This is a genomic window from Quadrisphaera sp. INWT6, from assembly GCF_015390235.1.
GTDB lineage: Bacteria > Actinomycetota > Actinomycetes > Actinomycetales > Quadrisphaeraceae > Quadrisphaera.
In genome coordinates, this window is sequence record NZ_VUOH01000001.1 from 914,381 (window position 1) to 931,876 (window position 17,496).

16 protein-coding genes are annotated in these 17,496 nt (G+C 71.8%); 10 read left to right on the top strand and 6 right to left on the bottom strand.

Going from position 1 to position 17,496, the window contains the following annotated elements; all coding sequences use genetic code 11:
* Positions 1-11 precede the first annotated feature (11 nt).
* From F1641_RS04090 to F1641_RS04100, 3 genes are all read left to right on the top strand, one after another.
* Positions 12-800: a hypothetical protein gene (locus F1641_RS04090; protein WP_194903107.1), complete on the top strand. Its 789-nt coding sequence runs from the start codon at positions 12-14 to the stop codon at positions 798-800.
* A gap of 210 nt (positions 801-1,010) precedes the next feature.
* Positions 1,011-2,960: an AAA family ATPase gene (locus tag F1641_RS04095; protein WP_194903108.1), complete on the top strand. Its 1,950-nt coding sequence runs from the start codon at positions 1,011-1,013 to the stop codon at positions 2,958-2,960.
* 622 nt (positions 2,961-3,582) lie between these two features.
* Positions 3,583-4,164: a hypothetical protein gene (locus tag F1641_RS04100; RefSeq protein ID WP_194903109.1), complete on the top strand. Its 582-nt coding sequence runs from the start codon at positions 3,583-3,585 to the stop codon at positions 4,162-4,164.
* Positions 4,165-4,293: 129 nt separating this feature from the next.
* On the opposite strand, the gene F1641_RS19675 is transcribed toward F1641_RS04100, so the two are convergent.
* Both F1641_RS19675 and F1641_RS19680 read right to left on the bottom strand, forming a co-directional pair.
* A complete protein-coding gene (locus F1641_RS19675; protein WP_206690454.1) occupies positions 4,294-4,500 on the bottom strand; it encodes a hypothetical protein in 207 nt (68 codons plus the stop codon).
* Positions 4,501-4,601: 101 nt separating this feature from the next.
* Positions 4,602-5,345: a zinc-binding alcohol dehydrogenase family protein gene (locus F1641_RS19680; protein WP_206690455.1), complete on the bottom strand. Its 744-nt coding sequence runs from the start codon at positions 5,343-5,345 to the stop codon at positions 4,602-4,604.
* Positions 5,346-5,485: 140 nt separating this feature from the next.
* Here F1641_RS19680 and F1641_RS04110 point away from each other — a divergent pair, with 140 nt between their 5' ends.
* Entirely contained in the window at positions 5,486-6,052 is a 567-nt protein-coding gene (locus F1641_RS04110; RefSeq protein ID WP_194903110.1) for a TetR/AcrR family transcriptional regulator, read from the top strand.
* Positions 6,053-6,239: 187 nt separating this feature from the next.
* On the opposite strand, the gene F1641_RS04115 is transcribed toward F1641_RS04110, so the two are convergent.
* Positions 6,240-6,677 (bottom strand): cupin domain-containing protein, encoded by a 438-nt coding sequence (locus F1641_RS04115; RefSeq protein ID WP_206690456.1) that lies wholly within the window; start codon positions 6,675-6,677, stop codon positions 6,240-6,242.
* Between the two features lie 89 nt (positions 6,678-6,766).
* Positions 6,767-7,792 carry a zinc-dependent alcohol dehydrogenase family protein gene (locus F1641_RS04120; RefSeq protein ID WP_194903111.1) on the bottom strand — a complete coding sequence of 342 codons (1,026 nt, stop codon included), beginning with the start codon at positions 7,790-7,792 and terminating at the stop codon, positions 6,767-6,769.
* Between the two features lie 158 nt (positions 7,793-7,950).
* On the opposite strand from F1641_RS04120, the gene F1641_RS04125 reads away from it, so the two are divergent.
* The 3 genes from F1641_RS04125 (at position 7,951) to F1641_RS04135 (ending at position 11,154) form a co-directional block, all read left to right on the top strand.
* On the top strand, positions 7,951-8,859 hold the full coding sequence (locus tag F1641_RS04125) for a helix-turn-helix transcriptional regulator (RefSeq protein WP_194903112.1): 909 nt from the start codon (positions 7,951-7,953) through the stop codon (positions 8,857-8,859).
* A 106-nt stretch (positions 8,860-8,965) separates the two neighbouring features.
* Entirely contained in the window at positions 8,966-10,282 is a 1,317-nt protein-coding gene (locus F1641_RS04130) for an MFS transporter (RefSeq protein ID WP_194903113.1), read from the top strand.
* A gap of 137 nt (positions 10,283-10,419) precedes the next feature.
* The gene (locus tag F1641_RS04135) at positions 10,420-11,154 is read left to right on the top strand and encodes a class I SAM-dependent methyltransferase (protein ID WP_194903114.1); all 735 of its coding nucleotides are present in this window, start codon (positions 10,420-10,422) and stop codon (positions 11,152-11,154) included.
* A 224-nt stretch (positions 11,155-11,378) separates the two neighbouring features.
* On the opposite strand, the gene map is transcribed toward F1641_RS04135, so the two are convergent.
* Positions 11,379-12,161: a type I methionyl aminopeptidase gene (gene map / locus F1641_RS04140; RefSeq protein WP_194903115.1), complete on the bottom strand. Its 783-nt coding sequence runs from the start codon at positions 12,159-12,161 to the stop codon at positions 11,379-11,381.
* Between the two features lie 51 nt (positions 12,162-12,212).
* Between map and F1641_RS04145 the strand changes: the two genes are divergently transcribed.
* On the top strand, positions 12,213-12,476 hold the full coding sequence (locus tag F1641_RS04145; protein WP_255513851.1) for a helix-turn-helix domain-containing protein: 264 nt from the start codon (positions 12,213-12,215) through the stop codon (positions 12,474-12,476).
* A 254-nt stretch (positions 12,477-12,730) separates the two neighbouring features.
* Here F1641_RS04145 and F1641_RS04150 read toward each other — a convergent pair whose 3' ends face one another.
* Complete coding sequence (locus F1641_RS04150) at positions 12,731-13,957, bottom strand: MFS transporter (RefSeq protein WP_194903116.1); 1,227 nt, start codon at positions 13,955-13,957, stop codon at positions 12,731-12,733.
* Between the two features lie 129 nt (positions 13,958-14,086).
* Between F1641_RS04150 and F1641_RS04155 the strand changes: the two genes are divergently transcribed.
* Complete coding sequence (locus F1641_RS04155) at positions 14,087-15,388, top strand: MFS transporter (protein ID WP_194903117.1); 1,302 nt, start codon at positions 14,087-14,089, stop codon at positions 15,386-15,388.
* A 60-nt stretch (positions 15,389-15,448) separates the two neighbouring features.
* Positions 15,449-17,110: a bifunctional 3'-5' exonuclease/DNA polymerase gene (locus F1641_RS04160; RefSeq protein ID WP_194903118.1), complete on the top strand. Its 1,662-nt coding sequence runs from the start codon at positions 15,449-15,451 to the stop codon at positions 17,108-17,110.
* Positions 17,111-17,496 lie beyond the last annotated feature (386 nt).

Below are 17,496 nucleotides of genomic sequence, written 5' to 3' on the forward strand. Positions count from 1 at the left end.
GAAAAGACCACATGACCAGGGCGTGGTGGACCGGCGCGGCCCTGCTCGCGCTAGGCCTGTCATGGCAGATCACCGACCAGGTGCTCCGGACCCTGTACCCCCTGAGCTGGGGCGGGCCCAACATCGGCGGGGGCCTGATCTACCTCGTCGCTCAGGTCATCGCCGTCGCTGGCCTCATCACCATGGTGGTCACCGCGGCGCGGCTCGGGGCACGCCGGGTCCGCTTCGGCACAGGGACCTTCCTGGTCCCGGTCTTGGTGACCGGGACCCTGTTCGTGGGCTTGCTGGCGGTGAACACGCTGCTTCCCGGTGACACCGGCCCCGACGGCGGGCCCGCGGGGATCAACGGCCAAGTCGGGCTCGCCGCCGATGCGACAGGCAGCCCCGTGCTGGTCTTGGAGGTGTGTCGCGGCGCGGTGGACACCATCGACGTGGCCGGTCCCAACATCGGAGGCGTGAACGCGCCCGTCGCGGTGCTGAAGGCCCCAGCACCGGTCACCACGCCGACGGAAGTGTCGCTGCTGGCACCGCCGCCTGGGTGGAGCGGGGCTCCGGCGTCGCTACCCCTTGACTCCACCGAGTTCGTGATTGCCTCTGCGTTCGGGAGCCAGAGCGAGCTGCGCCAGGTGGACTTCGGTGCCCCAGAGCTGGCCTCAGTGGCAGCCGCCGGGCCAGATGCGGTGCTGTACTCCGAGTACGACCCCGACGGTGACAGGGGCTCCAGACCGGTGCTCACCACCCGCGCGGGCTTCCACGAGCTGGCGTGCGCCGGTTTCCCGGATGTCGCCTCCACCCCGTGACTCGCTGACCGGACAACGGTCCGTCGGTGGGCGGCCTAAGCAGTCTTACGTCCGCCGGTTCCCCGGCGCCCCGCGCCGGGACCTGGCGTCAGTCAAGTCCACGGACGTGGTGTCCAGCGTTCACCCGTCGCCGCAGTTCCGGCAATCGCTGACGTGATCGGCCCGCAGTGCTTAGCGTTACGACAGCAGTGCGTCGATCATGGGGGAAAAGTGCGCCTTGCCGAGTTGAGTGTGAGCAATTACCGAGCTTTGCGGGACGTCACAGTCCCACTCTCGAGATTTGCTTGCTTCGTCGGTCGCAACAACAGCGGCAAGTCCTCCCTTCTGCAGGCAGTTCTACTGCTCCGGAGCGGCTCTTCGTTGGGGCCATCAAATTACCACGACCCCCTCAAGCCAATTCGCATTGCTCTAACTTTTGAGGGTATTGGCGAGCAGGATTTATTGCGTGTTAAGGAAGAGCAGCATCGAGAGCGGTTCCGCGCGATGCTAGTTAATGGCAGCATCACCTTGGTCCGCCTTTATGATACTTCCGGTAAGTCCACCCTGCTGTTTCGTAAACTGATTCCGCGCGATGAAAATCTCAACGAGTCGATCCTGATCGACGCCATGAAGGCTAATCCTGACCGGTCACGCCAGGCTGTCGTCGACCTCGTTCCGGCAATGGATGCATTGCTCTCGCCGAAGGTGACGCAGAAAGAAGTTAGAACTCAGCTGGAGGTGCTGTGTGCCCGCCTCGCCGAAGACGAGATGCGCCCTGAGGACGCGCCGCTTAGCACGGGACTGGACAAGTCCATCTTTCCTTTGCTGCCAGAGGTGGTGTACATCCCGGCCGTCAAGGATGTTGCGGACGAGATTAAGACGACCGGCTCGGCTGCATTCGGCAAGTTGCTGGCGATCCTATTCGACGAGATCCAGGGTGAGTTTGATGCCATCGACGAGCAGTTCAAGGACCTTCAGCGGCGACTCAGTCGTGTGCTGGTCGACGGACAGGAGGTAGATGAGAGGCTGCCTGAGGTGCAGCGGGTCGAGCAAACCCTTGAGAAGTACGTGCGCCAAAACTTCCCTGACGTCAGTCTGCGACTCTCAGTTTCAGCGCCAGATTTGAAGCAGGTTCTCCATGGTGCCGAGTTGACCGCGGATGACGGGACCTCGGGACCGATTGCAGCCAAGGGGGATGGCTTAAAGCGGGCCGTTGCATTCGCCGTCCTGCAGGCGTGGGCGGAGCTAAAGGCGACGGGCTTAGGTCCGCGCGAGGCCAGCTCTGAGCCAGGCCACTCATCCCCGCGTCAGCCGTACATCCTGCTCTTCGAAGAGCCAGAATTGTTCCTGCATCCCGCAGCGCAGCAGCAGTTGTTCAAGGCCCTTAGTAGCTTCGCGACAGAGCATGAAGTACTTGTGACCACACACTCACCCGCCTTTGTCGATGCCAGCGAAACCACGCACTTCGTCAAGGTGGCCAAGGTGCTGGTTGACGAACAGAAACCCCCGGCCACGACGTGTCATCCCGTAGACCTCTCCGACCTTGGCAAGAAGGATCAGCTGCAGCTCATAGGGTACGAAAACAACAACGCTGCTCTCTTCGCCGACGTCGTCGTCCTGGTTGAGGGTGACAGTGACTTCATTGTCCTGCCTGAGATCGCCAGAAGTATGCATTCCGACTGGGACAGTCACCGTCACTCAGTGGTCTTTGTGAGGGTCAGTGGAAAGGGAAGCTTTGCTCGATATAGAAACTTCTTCGGGGAGTTCGGAGTCGACGTCCACATTGCGTGTGACCTCGATGCACTGACTGAGGGTTTTGACAAACTGGGGCCGGATGACGATTCCCTCCGAGCCCGGGATGCGCTCATGGCGCACCTGCAACGACTTTCCCAGACCTCTGCCGACGACGCGACCAGCTCCTCACTCAAGTCGCTACGAGGGCGAGGGGATGTGCAAGGTCTTTGGCGGACAGCAGTTGAGTGTCACGAGGCCTGGCGTGTTGATCCGAAACAGTTCGAGCGGCTCAATGCCGCCGTCGAGGCCTTCTTTCAGCGGGCCATGGCTTCTGAGCAATACCGGCTCTTACTCCAGTCCGACGATGCGGAACTCCACCGCCTCAAGGGGTTGTACTCGAGAGTCTTCGTCGGCAGCACGTTCATGTCCTGTCTCGTGGTTGTCTAGAAGACTACTATCCCGGCCACATCGGCGGAAACGACAAGATCGAGAAGGCTCTCGCTTACACAAGGTGGGCGGCCACAAACGCGGACGACTCGGCCGTACCCCATCGAAATGGATGCCTCCCGGCTCGAGAAGAGATGGCACTCATCTTCGCGACGATGCGACCAGCTGCGATCCCGCGACCGGGGGAAAATGACACATCCGTGGATGTGGTCGACCTAAGAGTGCAAACGTCTGTGCCAGGAGTCATTCCGCTGGCTCCCAGGGTGTAGCCGTCCGCCTTGTCCTAGGGTCGAATTCTATCGCGTCATCTCCAGCGAAATGCCAACCCGGTCGGGGATTCGTTTTGAGACGGATCGCGGCGCGCGTCGCTGAGGAGCGACAGGGCACCTGAAGTGCCCGGTCATCGGTCATCAGTGAAACACCGACCGTCACACGATCCACTGGCGACTTGTCCTGCCGGCGACCCGGTCATGGACGACCTGGTCGACGCCGCGGTTTGGACGAGGCCAGCACCGGCGCGAACACGTCCTTGGGAACGGGCTCATCTGTATAAAGTCCATCTGCAACGCGCCAGACCTACACCGCGTCCTTGATCCATGATGTCCACGCAGGAGGGCGGGCGATGACACCACCCGGACGGCGCGTCCTCGCAGCAGCATCGGCTGCGCTCGGTGCCCTTGTTCTGAGCGGCTGTGCGGCAATGCCCCAGGCGGCCACTGACGATGTCCGCACGCTTGCCAAGATTGACGGGTGGCGCGCTGATCTGATCACCCCGCCACAGGTGTTCTCCGCTCTGGAGGTCGCCTACGACCTTGAGGCAGCCCAGCGGATGTGGCAGGAGAACGTTCCACCCGGGCTCTCTGCGCGAGAAGGTGACCCGACGCGCTTCGGCGTCTATGGAGATCTGGCCGATGTCGACTTCGGCGTGCAGGCGGTGGCGCTGTGGTCCGGGGGTCAGTCCGGCAGCTGCTCGGGGTGGCTCTCACAGGTGCGCCTCGCCGAGGCAAGCCATGTCGTCGTCACCGAGGACTTCGACAGCGGCATCGGTAATGCGTGCAGTACGGACCGCAACGTGTACCGCACCGTGGTCGTGGTCGAGCGCGACCAGCTGCCCAGCGAGTCGTCGCTGGAATCTGCACATGCGACCGACGATGACCCGGAGTACCCCGCTGAGGTGTTCCTGGCCGCCTACCCGGCCTCGTAGGAGGCGCCTTCCGACGACGCCAGCGGGAGTCAGGTAGTCGGATGGCGATGGTCGAGGAGACAGACACGGCGGGCGTCAGACCGGTGCAGACATCGGTGGCTGTGACGTCTGGCCCGCGACCACCCCGGGTCACACGGTGACCACCAGCTTGCGCGCCGAGACCCCAGCGCGCAGACGGTCCAGCGCTCCGGGCACGGCGCCGAGCCCGTCACCGACGACCTCGGCGGCCGGCGCGGCCAGGTGGCGGCCGTCGCGGAGCGCGTCGGGCAGGTACCCCTCGAAGACGGCCGGACCGATGGGGTTCTGCGCGGGCGTCCCGCCCCAGATCGCCGACACGCGCACCCCGAAGGGACGCGCGAGCAGTCCACGAGCAGCGGTGACGGGAGTCGGGTAGGCCGACGCGACACGACCGCTGCCGCTGACCCGCCGGGCGATGGCTACGGCGCGGGACAGCGAACCCGCCCCGATCGCCACCGTCCCGGCCAGGACGTGGCCCTGGAGGGAACCCACCAGGGCTCGTACGACGTCCGGGTCGCGGTAGTCCACGACGTCCGCCGCCCGAGCGAACGCACCAGGTCGTGGTTGTGCGGCGACGCCGTCGCCACCACTCGGTAGCCGGCCCCCCGAGCGAGCTGGACCGCGTTGCTGCCGACGCTGGTGGAGGCGCCCCACACCAGCACGGTCTCCCCGCGCTCACCCGCGCCCGCGGCGGGCAGGGCCAGGCCGAGCTGGTCGGACTGGAACAAGCCGGCGGCGGCGGTGCTCACGGCGAGCGGCAGCACCACCGCGTCGGTGAACGCCGTCTGCGACGGGAGCACGGTCGCGAGGTCGGCGGCGAGCACCACGAACCGTTGGAACGCGCCGTGGGCGGGGCTGTTGCGGAACCGCTCCTGACCGGTGGCGAACCCGGCGACGCGGTCCCCGACGGCCAGGGAGGTGACACCGGCGCCGACCTGCACCACCTCACCGGCGACGTCGGTGCCGAGGACGGCGGGGTGGTGCAGCCACGGGTAGACGAACCGGTGGCGGGCGAACCCCGACACGGCGTCGACCGGGTTCACCGCGACCGCCCGGGCCCGGACGACGACCTCACCGGGACCGGGTCGGGGCACCGGGGCGGGGCCCACCCGCAGGGCTGCACGCGGTGAGGCGAGCCACAGGGCCTCGTTCGTCTCGGTCACCGGGCACCCGCCGGCTCGGGCACGACCACGGTTCCGGTGCCGCTTGCGACCACGTCGAGCACGGTGCTGCCTCTCGTCGATGACACGTCGTGCCATCATCGCACGTGACGGCACGACGTGTCGTCACGTAGCCTGAGCCGGTGGGCAGGTGGACTCCAGGCGCCCGAGGGCGCCTGGAACAGGCGGCGCTGGAGCTGTTCGTCGAGCAGGGGTTCGCAGCGACGACCGTCCCGCAGATCACCGAGCGCGCCGGGCTGACGACGCGGACGTTCTTCCGTCACTTCGCGGACAAGCGCGAGGTGTTCTTCGACGGTGATGCGATCCCGCAGGCGGCGCGCCGCCTGCTCGAGCAGGCCCCGGCCGACGTCGACCCGCTGACGCTGCTGCGCCACGGTCTGCGCCGGGTCGGGGTGGAGCGGTTCGACGGTCGCCGCGAGGAGGTCCGCCGGCGGCGGGAGGTCATCCTCGCTGAACCGGCGCTGCGCGAACGCGACGCGCAGAAGCGCGATGACCTCGTCGGCGTCCTGCGTCCGGGTCTGCTTGCTCGTGGTGTTGATCCGTTGGGAGCTGCCCTGCTGGCCGAGGCCGCCGTCGCGGTCTTGCACGTGGCGCTGGAGTCGTGGCTCGCGGAGACGGCGGAGCGGTCGTTCGGGGATGTCACTGATGCGTGTTTCGACAGGTTGTTCGTGCCGGCTGCTCCTGTGTGAACGCACCCCGGGTCGGCTCGTGTCCGGCGGGGACCGACGCTCGCCGGTGCTGCCTGGGTGAGGATCCCCGAGTGCCGCGGGGATCGGAGTCACCGACGGAGCCGCCACGAGGCTCCACCTGCTCGGCCGTCGGTCGTCGAGCAAGACGTCCGGCAGCGCTCGGCACCCGGTGGCTCGCCTGATCAGCTCATCGCTCGTCCTGTGCCGACTGGTGCTGGGCCGCGGCGTACACGTCGTCGGGGACCGGCTCGAGCCAGGTGACCGGACTCCACGTGCCGTCCTCACCGTCGACGGGGGCCGCCTCCTGGATGGCCAGGTGAGCGGTGGAGGCGTCGGCGGTGGCGCCGTGCCAGTGCTCCTCCCCGGGTGCGCACACGACGGTGTCACCTGCGCGGGCGCGCACCACCGAGCCGTCGCGGGTGCCCACCAGGGCTGTGCCGTCGGTGACGTGCAGCACCTGCCCGAGCGGGTGGACGTGCCAGGACGTCCGCGCGCCGGGGGTGAAGCGCACGTGCGCGACCCCGAGGCGGGAGGGCTGCACACCGGTGGCCAGCGGGGTCATGAGCACCTCGCCGGTGAACGTCTCGGTGGGGCGCTGGGTGGGGGCGGGGGTGTTGAGCTGCAACGCGGGTCCCTTCCGGGTCGAGGTGACCGGTCCTGCGGGTGCAGGACCGGTCGCGGTTCCGGTGTCTCCGGGGCCGGCGGGGGTGGGCCTCAGACGGTGAGCAGGACCTTGGTGGCCCTGCGCTGGTCCATGGCCTGGTAGCCCTCGGCGGCTCCGTCCAGCGGGAGGGTGAGGTCGAAGACCTTGCCCGGGTCGATCTTCCGGTCCCAGATCAGCTGGACCAGCTCCGGCAGGAACCGGCGCACCGGGGCCGGACCGCCGTGCAGGTGCACGTGGGTCATGAAGATGTCCTCACCGGTGATGGCGACGTCGTGCAGGACGCCGACGAAGCCGACGTGGCCTCCGGCGCGGGTGGCGCCGATGGCCTGGTGCATCGACTCGTGGGTGCCCACGGCCTCGACGGCGGAGTGCGCGCCCAGGCCGTCGGTGAGCTCCTTGACCTTGGTGATGAAGGCCTCACCGCGCTCGGACAGCACGTCCGTGGCGCCGAGCTCCCGTGCCAGGGCCTGCCGGTCGGCGTGCCGGCTGGAGATGATGACCCGCTCGGCGCCGAGCTGCTTGGCCGCGAGCACCGCGCACAGGCCGACAGCGCCGTCACCGATGACGGCGACGGTCTTGCCGGGCCCCGCCTCGGCGGCGACGGCGCCGAACCAGCCTGTGCCGAGCACGTCAGAGGCGGCGAGGAGCGAGGGGATCAGCTCGGGGTCGGGCTGGCCGGGGGTGGCCACGAGGGTGCCGTCGGCCAGGGGGACGCGCATGCGCTGGGCCTGGGCGCCGCCACTGGTGCCGAGGACCTCGCGGTGGATGCAGCTGGTCTGGTACCCGGCGCGGCAGATCTCGCAGGTGTTGTCCGAGGCGAAGAAGGAGCCGATGACGAAGTCGCCGACCTCGATGTCGTGGACGTCTGCGCCGACCTCCTCCACGGTGCCGCAGTACTCGTGGCCCATGCGGAGGGGCTCACTGACCTCATCGGTGCCGCGGTAGGGCCACAGGTCCGACCCGCAGATGCAGGTGGCGGCCAGGCGGATGATCGCGTCGGTGGGCTTCTGGACCACCGGGTCGGCGACGTCCTCGACGCGGACGTCGCGGGGGGCGTGCATGACGACAGCGCGCACAGCAGATCTCCTCGGGGGTGTGGGGTGGTGCACTGCCAGGGTTGCCCAGGTAGACGCCGGTGAACCGCCATCACCGGTGCCCTGATGAGGGGTGTACTGCTGGTGCACCCCTGCTCAGAGACTCCCTGCCGCTCTCACCGGCGCCTAGCGTTCGAGGCATGGACAACAGCGCCGAGGTCCGTGAGTTCCTCACCACGCGCCGCGCCAAGGTCAGCCCCACCGACGCAGGCCTGCCGACCGTCGGTCAGCGTCGCGTGGCCGGGCTGCGCCGCGCTGAGGTCGCCTCCCTGGCCGGGATCAGCGTGGAGTACTACGCCAAGCTCGAGCGCGGCACCATCGCCGGAGTCTCGGCCTCGGTGCTGGAGGGACTGGCGCGGGCGCTGCAGATGGACGACGCCGAGCGCACCCACCTGTTCGACCTCGCGCAGGCCGCTGACGGCACTGCGGCCCTGGCCCGCCCGCGCCGCCGCTCCACCGGGCGGTGGGCACCGCGCCCGAGCCTGCAGTGGGCGCTGGACGCCATCACCGTCAGCCCCGCCATCGTGCGCAACGGGCGGATGGACCTGCTGGCCACCAACACCCTCGGCTGGGCGATGCACTCCTCGCTGTACGAGTCCGTCGCGACGGGTGCCTCCGGCGCGCTCCCGAACTTCGCCCGGTACACGTTCCTCGAGCAGGACGCGCGGCGGTTCTACCCCGACTGGGACACCGCTGCGGCCACCGCAGTGGCGATCCTGCGCACCGAGGCCGGGCGCGCCCCGCACGACAAGGACCTGCACGACCTGGTGGGTGAGCTGTCCACCCGCAGTGAGGTGTTCCGCCGCCTGTGGGGCGCCCACGACGTGCGCCTGCACGGCGCCGGCAGCAAGGCCTTCCACCACGCCGCCGTCGGACGCCTGGACCTGGCGTACGAGTCGATGGACATGGTCTCCGAGCCCGGCCTGACCCTGACCATCTACGCAGCAGAGCCGGCCAGCCCCACCGCAGAGGCGCTGCGCCTGCTGGCCTCCTGGGCCGCCACCGGACTGCCCGCCCGCTCCGCTGCCGACGAGGAAGCGTCCCGGTGACGATCGCTCACGGGCGGCGGTGGCAGTACCCCCTTACAGCGATCCCCTCCCGCTGCGCCGCGCCCTGATGGGCGAGCCCATCCACCCGTACCTCTCGTGAGGACCCATGAGCACTCCTGAGCGCGCCGCCACTTCCGCGGCAGACCGGAGACCTTCCACTGTCACGACACGACCTGCCCGACTTCCCTTGGTGGTCTACGTCCTGGCCCTCGGCACCTTCTTGATGCTCACCACCGAGTTCGTCGTGGCCGGCATCTTGCCCGAGGTCGCCACCGACCTGGGCATCAGCCTGGGCCGGGCCGGGCTGCTCATCACCGTGTTCGCCGCCGGGATGATCGTCGGGGCACCGCTGATGGCGATGGCAACCCTGCGCCTGGCCAAGCGCCCCACCCTCATCCTCGCCCTGGTGGTCTTCGTGGTCGGCCACGTCGTGGTCGCCCTGAGCGACCACTTCGCGACCTTGCTGGCGGCACGCTTCGTCACCGCGATGGCCACGGGAGCGTTCTGGGCCGTCGCCGCTGTCGTCGCCTCCCGCGGCGCCGGCCCCGGTCAGGGTGCCAAGGCGCTCGGCGTCGTCACCGCAGGTGGAGCGCTGGCGACCGTTCTGGGCATCCCAGCCGGTGCGCTGGTCGCCCAGCTGGTGGGGTGGCGGGGCACGTTCTGGGCCCTGGCGCTGGCCGCGGCGATCGCTGTGGTCTGCGTGGCCAAGCTGGTGCCCCGCGACGCTGTCCAGGAGCACGCGCCCTCGGTGCGTTCGGAGTTGTCCGCGCTGCGCTCTGGGCGGTTGTGGCTGGCCCTGGCGGCGTGCGCGGCAACCACCGGCGGAGTGCTGGCGGCCTACTCCTACATCTCCCCGATACTCACCGACCGCGACGGCTTGTCCGCCGGGCTCGTCCCGTTGGTGCTGACCGTCTTCGGTATCGGCTCCTTCATCGGCACCTTGGTGGCCGGGCGCCTCGGGGACGCCTACCCCCACCGCGTGACGGTGGTGACCCCGGCAGTGACCATCGTCCTGCTCGCGGTGCTGACGGCGGTGCAGGGATCGACCTGGACCACTGTGGCGCTGGTGGCTCTGCTGGGCCTGTTCGGACTGTCCGCCAACGGCGTACTGATCCACTTGGCGGTCACTCACGCCGGTCGCGCGGCGACCTTGGGCTCGGCGCTGAGCGTCTCGGCGTTCAACACCGGGACCGCGGTCGGCACCGCCGCGGCCGGTGCGGCGCTGGGGACCTCCCTGGGCCTGACCGGCCCGCCTGCGGTGGGTGTGGTCATCATCACGCTGACTCTGGTGCCTGTGGTCGCCCTGGCCGTCTTCAGCACGCGCCGCGCGAGTGGGGTCTCACACACCCCCGCCGAGCGCTCCAACTCCTCGCTCCAGGACGTGGGCGACGCCAGCAGTGCCGAACAGCACGCCCGCGCCTGACCACTGTCCGGTCAGCGGCACGCTGACGATCGGTCGCCGCGCTCCGCGGCGGCACGCACCCGCTCAACGATCGTCTGAGGGCAACTGTTGTTGAACGCTCCTTCCTCGATCAGGCCGTCGCTGCCACGATCACTCGCATGACGGTCACCGACGCCGCACGCACTGCCGGCACGGGCCAGCCCGGTTGGCTGCTGGACGAGGTGGCCAGCGCGGGGAGGGAGAACCTCGACGCCGAGCACGTCGCCCGCTACGACGGCAAGGAAGACGCCGACGCCGCCGCTGAGGTCGCCCTGCTGCAGCACCTCGGCCTGGGCGCTGGATCGGTGGTCGTGGAGATCGGGACCGGCACCGGCCAGTTCGCCCTGGCCGCCGCGCCGGTGTGCGCGCGGGTCGTCGCCGTCGACGTCTCCCCGGTCATGCTCGATCTGCTGCGCTCCAAGACGGCTGCCGCGGGGGCACACAGCGTCGAGGTGGTCCAGGCCGGGTTCTTGACCTACGAGCACCACGGCGAGCCCGCCGACGTCGTCTACACCCGTTACGCGCTGCACCACCTGCCCGACGCCTGGAAGGCCATCGCGCTGGTCCGGATGCGGCAGATGCTGCGCTCCGGTGGGCTGCTGCGGCTGTGGGACGTCGTCTACGACTTCCCCGCCGACCAGGCCACCGAGCGGTTGGAGGCCTGGTGCGCCACGGGTGGTGATGTGGTCGAGGGTGAGTGGAGCCGCGCGGAGCACGAGGAGCACGTGCGCGATGAGCACTCGACCTTCACCTGGCTGCTGGAGCCGATGATCACCCGCGCCGGCTTCGCGATCGAGGTGGCCGAGCACAGCGAGGACGGCATCTTCGCCAAGTACCTGCTGCGCGCCGTCTGACGCGCAGCAGTCAGCGGACCGGTGCCGCTCGCCCGGGAGCAGTGCCCGGTCGGGGATCCGTGGGTGCCAACGGTGTGCTCAGGCCATCGCTGACCGACGCTGCGTCCGGCCGAGGCTTCCACCTGGCGCCGACAGCGGCGCCAGCAGCCGACGGCCCCCGAGAGCACAGCTCGGTGCAGCCAGCGGTCTCGGCACGGCACGGGCCGCACCTCCCCGCGACGTCCCTACCCGCGGTCGGGGCTGGGGAGGGTGAGCACCTCGGCCCCGTGCTCGGTGATGACGATGGTGTGCTCGCTGTGAGCCGTCAGGCACCCCGTCGCACTGCGCAGGGTCCAGCCGTCCGGATCGGTGACGAGCTCGTCGGTGTCCGCCATCACCCACGGCTCCACCGCCAGGAGCACACCGGGACGCAGCCTGTACCCGCGCCCAGGGCGACCGGTGTTGGCGATGTGGGGGTCCTGGTGCATCGTCGAGCCGATGCCGTGACCGCCGAAGTCGTTGTTCACGGTGTATCCGGCTCCGGTGAGCACGGTGCCGATGGCGTGGGAGATGTCACCGGTGCGGCCACCAGGGCGAGCTGCGGCGATCGCTGCGTCGAGCGCGCGCTCGGTGGCCGCGATCAGGGCCACGGCCTGAGGGGGTCGGGCGGCACCGACCAGGAAGCTCACCGCTGAGTCTGCGGCGACGCCGTCCTTGACCACGGCCAGGTCCAGGGTGAGCAGGTCCCCCTCGGCCAGCTGGTGGTCGTGGGGCCGGCCGTGCAGGACGGCGTCGTTGACGGCGGTGCAGATGTAGTGGCCGAAGGGACCGCGCCCGAAGGAGGGTGCGTAGTCCACGTAGCACGACGTCGCGCCGGCAGCCAGGACCATCTCCTCGGCCCACTGGTCGATCTGCAGCAGGTTGGTGCCCACGCTCGCGCGGGTGCGCAGGGCCTGGAGGATGTCGGCGACCAGGGCGCCGGCGACACGGGCGCGGCGCACCTGCCCGGCGTCCAGGACCTCGATCATGACGTGCTCCGCGAACCCATGCCAATAACAATACTGTATTAGAATCCGACCATGATGGCTCGCCCGGCGCTGACGCCTGCCGACCTGGAGCGCGGACGCCGCCTGGGTGCCGCGCTGCGCCAGGCTCGCGGGACGCGCTCGGTCCTGGAGGTGGCGACCGCTTCGAGGCTCTCGCCGGAGACGGTCCGCAAGGTCGAGGGTGGACAGGTGGCCACGCCCGCCTTCTCCACCGTCGCCGCCCTGGCGGGTGTGCTGGGTGTCTCGCTGGACGTGCTGTGGGAGCAGGTGGGCGGGCCGACCACGGTCCGACACTGACCCGGGCGAGCGCCTGGAGCACCCGGTCCGACCTGGTCGACCGCGGTCGATCCAGCGCTCACGGTGAGGCGCTCCCATCGGGATGGTCCGGCGCAGCGGCCCGGCTCGCCTCCCGGTAGCGGTCGGCGGGCACCGCGAAGGCGGCGAGGGGCTCGGGCGGTCGACGACCTCCACGGCCACCTCGAACCTCCCGACCACGGGCAGCTCCAGGACCACGGCACCGCGGCAAGACCACGCACTGACGTCCAGAGGTGTCAGTCGCGCTCTGGACGCACGGCGGACGGCGGCAGGTGCCGCGCCAGCGCGAGCACGCCCGCCGCACCCGCCGTCGCCATGACCGCAGCCACCGCCCAGGGCAGCCACAGCGACACCGCCGAGACCGACACCAGCAGCGGGGCGCCCAGAGCGGCCGCGGTGAAGGCGTACTGGAACGCCGCGAGGTGGCGCCCGCGGGTGGCCGGTGGAGCGGCCGCCTCCGCGAGGGCGTTGACGCGGGTGCCGAACAGCAGGCTCCCCGCGGCCAGCACCAGGGAGGAGGCGAGCACCCAGGCCCCCACCCACCCCGCCGGCAGCAGCACCGCCACCGCCAGCGACAGCGCCCAGACGGCGAGGCACGCGCCCCCGGCGGCCATCGCGGTGGTGCGCCGCCAGTGCGCCGTCCACCGGACCACCCGGCGGTTGAGCACGGCGATGAGCGCGGTGAGGACGGCGATGCTCGCCCCGGCCGCCCACGCCGCGGCGGGCGCGACCTCCCGCAGGTACAGCGCGCCGCCGACGAGCAGCAGGTCGGTCGGCAGCGCGAGGAGCACGGTGACGGCGATGAGCGCGAGGTAGGGCCGGTTCTGCCGCACCGGTCGCCCGGCTCGCGGCGGCTCCGCAGCGACGCCCGGAGCGGCGGAGTCGGCGTGCCGCCGCGGGTGCACCAGTGCGAGGAGCAGCGCGCCCGCCACCACGAAGCTCACCCCGTTGACGACGACGGCGCCCCGCAGCACCCCCGGCTCCGCGGCGGAGACCAGCGCGGCCGCCACCAGGGCCCCCACGCCGAAGGCCGCCGACCGGACCACCTCGACGGTCGCGAAGGCGTGGTCCTTCGGGCCCTCGGGGGCGACGTCGGCGATGAGGGCGAACACCGACGCGTAGAAGGTCTGGCCGCCGGCGGCCACGAGGGCGGCCGCGAGGAGCACCGTCGCCGGCCCGGTGGCCAGCAGGTACGCCGCCATGCCGAGGGCCTGCAGCACCGCCGAGGCGACGACCACCCGCTTCGGCCCGTGCCGGTCGACCACGGCCCCGGCCAGCGGCGGCGCCGCCAGACCGACCAGCGTGCCGGCGGTGACCAGGGCCCCCGCCAGCGCGAGCGGCACCCCGACGACCGCCGTCGTGTAGACGAGCGCGAGCGGCAGGAACAGCCCCGATCCCAGGTTGTCGACGCCCAGCGCCACCAGCAGCCCGCGCTGGCTCCGCCGGTCGGAGTGATCACCCACGAAGTCGACGCTAGGCCGCGGGGTCACCCGCCGGTGGCAGGATGGCCCACGTCGAGGCGCCTGCCCGGCCGCACCGAGACGCCCGTCCGCCGAGCCCCGCTCGCCGGTCCGGCCGCGAGAGGGACCCTCGTGCACACGAGGACGTCGGGCGCGCCGCAGCGCCCCGAGACCGACGGCGGGAGCTACCGCCAGCTGCTGGCCCTGCCAGGAGCGCTGGGCTTCTTCACCGCTGCCAGCGCCGGACGCGTCGGCGTCGCCGCCACCGGGCTCGGCCTGGTCTGGCTCGTGCACGGCGCGAGCGGCTCGTTCGCGGCGGCCGGAGCGGCTGTGGGGGCGTTCGCCGTGGCGGAGGCGGTCGCCAGCCCCCAGGTGGCCCGGGCGGTCGACCGCTGGGGGCAGACCCTCGTGCTCCCGGCGGTGCTCGCCGCGCACGCGGCCGCCGTCGTCGTGCTCGTGGGGGCGGTCGCTCGCGGAGCGCCGGTCGCGGCGGTGGTCGCGGCAGCCGCGGCCGCGGGCGCGAGCGTGCCGCAGCTGGGGGCGCTGTCGTCGGTGCGCTGGGCCGCGCTCCTCGACGGGCATCCCGGTGCCCTGCCCCGCGCCTTCGCGCTGGAGTCGCTGGCCAACGCCGTCGCCTTCCTCCTCGGCCCGGTGCTCGTCAGCGCCCTCGCCGCCGGTGCCCCGCCGTGGGCGGGGAGCGCGGGTGCCGCGGCGCTCGTGGTCGGTGGCGGCCTCGCGCTCGCGCTCCAGCGCCGCACCGCTCCTCACCCCGCAGGACGACGGCGGGAGCGCGGCTCCCAGCCTGCGGACGTCGCACCGCGGCGCGCGCTGCGACGACGGCTGCCGGTCGTCCTCGTGCTGTGCAGCGGACTGCTCGGCGTGCACTTCGGCGGGCTGCAGATCACCACGGCGGCGTGGGGCGACCTGCTCGGCGGCCCGGGGGCCGTGGCGCCGCTGGTCGCGGTGTCCAGCGGTGCGGGGCTGCTCGGCGCCTGGCTCTGCGGGCTGCGGACCTGGCGCACCCCGCCGCTCGTCCAGGTGGCGCTGGCGGCGGGCGGCATCGCCACCGGGTGCGGGCTCACCGCGCTGGCCGGCCTCGGCGCCGGCCTCGTCGCCGGTGCGGGCGCCGCGGTGGTGGTCGGGGTGTCGGTCGGGGGGCTGGCCGTCGGGCTGGCGCTGGCGGGGCTGGTGGTCCCGGTGGTGGTCGTGCAGGTGGCCGTGGTGCTCGAGCGGGAGGTGCCGCGCGCCGTCCTCACCGAGGCTCTGGCGTGGACCGGCTCGGCGAGCGCTGCGGGCAGCGCCGTCGGGGCTGCCCTGGTGGGTGGGCTCGTGGACGGCGCCGGTCCGTGGGTGGGGTCTGCGGCGCTCGTCGTCGTCGCGCTGCTCCTCGCCGCGGGGGCGGGCCTCGGCACGAGGTGGCGTGGATCTGCATGATCGTCGCCGGGGGGCGGAGGAGGGGGGAGGGGTGTCGGAGGGGGCGGCGAGACTGGGGGCGTGACGGGTCCGCAGCAGGTGCTGCTGCAGCGCCGGGGTGGGGGCGTCGTGGTCCGAGCGGACGGTCGCGACGTCCAGGTCCCCGAGGAGGAGCTCGCCGACCTCGTCCGCCGGCTCGAGGCGGAGGGCGCCGGCCCGCGGTGGGTGTGGGACGACACCACCCGCTGGTACCCCGCGCTCCTCGCTGCCGGCGTGCGCGTGCGGCGCTGCACGGACCTGCGCCTGGTGCACCGCGTGCTGCGGCGCTCGACGGCCGTCGACCGAGAGCTGCTCGCCGGTCCGGACACCGCCGCCTGGGACGAGCTGGCGCCCGTGAGCGCGAGCTCCGGCGCTCCGGGCGGCGCTGCGCCGGAGGGGCTGTTCGAGATGGCCGCTCCGGCGGGTTCCCTCGACGCCGCCGCCGAGCTCGCCCGGCAGGAGGCCGCGGTGGCGGCGTCGCCGCTGCGCGGCCGGTTGCAGCTGCTGGCCGCGGCGGAGAGCGCCGCCGGGCTGGTGGCCGCGGAGATGACGCACGCCGGGCTGCCGTGGCGCGCCGACGTCCACGACCGGCTGCTCGTCGACGAGCTCGGACCGCAGCCGCCGGCGGGGGAGCAGCCGCGGGTGCTGGTGCACCTGCTCGACCAGGCGCGCTCGGCGCTCGACGCCCCCACCCTGAACCCCGACAGCCCCGCCGACCTGCTGCGCGCCCTGCGCCGCGTCCGTCTGGAGCCGCCCGACACCCGCTCGGGCACGCTGCAGCAGCTCGACCACCCCGCCGTCGTCCCGCTGCTGGAGCACCGGCGGCTGAGCAGGCTGCACGCCGCCAACGGCTGGCGCTGGCTGCGCGAGTGGGTCCGCGACGGCCGCTACCGCCCCGACCACCTGCCCGGCGGCGTGGTCAGCGGCCGGTGGGCGGCGCAGGGCGGGGGAGCGCTGTCGGTGCCCGCCGTGCTGCGTCCCGCGGTGGTCGCCGACGACGGGTGGCGCCTGGTCGTCGCCGACGTCGCCCAGCTCGAGCCGCGCGTGCTCGCCGCGGTCAGCGCCGACGCCGACCTGGCCCGCGCGGCGGCCGGCGGTGACCTCTACCAGGGCGTCGTCGACAGCGGCGCCGTCGCCACCCGCGCCGACGCCAAGCTGGCGGTGCTCGGCGCGATGTACGGGGCCACCGCCGGCAGCGGCGGGCGCATGGTCGATCACCTGGCGCGCCGGTACCCCCGCGCGGTGGAGCACCTCGAGCTCGCGGCGGCCGCGGGGGAGCGGGGCGAGGCCGTGAGCACCTGGCTGGGGCGCGGGTCGCCGGTGCCGACGGGCTCGTGGACCCAGCAGGCCCCCGACCAGCCCGCCAGCGACGCCGACCTGCGCGAGCGCCGCTCCTGGGGCCGCTTCACCCGCAACTTCGTGGTGCAGGGGTCCGCGGCGGAGTGGGCCTCCAGCTGGGTCGCGCTGCTGCGCGAGGAGCTGTGGCGCCTCGGGAGCGGCCGGGTCGCCGAGCGCCCGCACCTGGTGCTCTTCCTCCACGACGAGGTGCTCGTGCACACCCCCGCAGCGCTGGCCGACGACGTCGCGCTCGCGGTCCGCGGCGCCGCAGAGCGCGCCGGGCGGCTGCTCTACGGCGACTTCCCGATCACCTTCCCCCTCGACGTGCACGTGGGCCGCGCCTGGAGCGACGCCGGCGGGCACTGACGCCTGACCCCACCGGCGGGTCTCGACCTGCCGGAACCCGGCCACCACGTGTCGGAGCCCCGGCACCAGCTGTCGGAACCCGGCTCGGGTTCCGACACGTCGCGGCAGGGACCCGACACCTCCGGGCGGAGGATGCGGGCCTTCGACGTGCACGTCGGCCTCGTCTGGCCCGGCGCCGGCTGACCCGCGGCGGCGCGAGGTGCGGCCGCGCAGCTCACGCCCCTTCGCCGCAGCTGCCGCCTCATCGGGAGTGCCGAAGGGGCGGCAGCTGCGACGAAGGGGCGGCAACTGCGCCGTCTGCGTCTGCCCAGTGCCCAGATGGCCCCGTGGGCGCTCGGATGGCCCCATCACGAGTGCCGATGGGGCCATCCGAGCACCTACGGCGC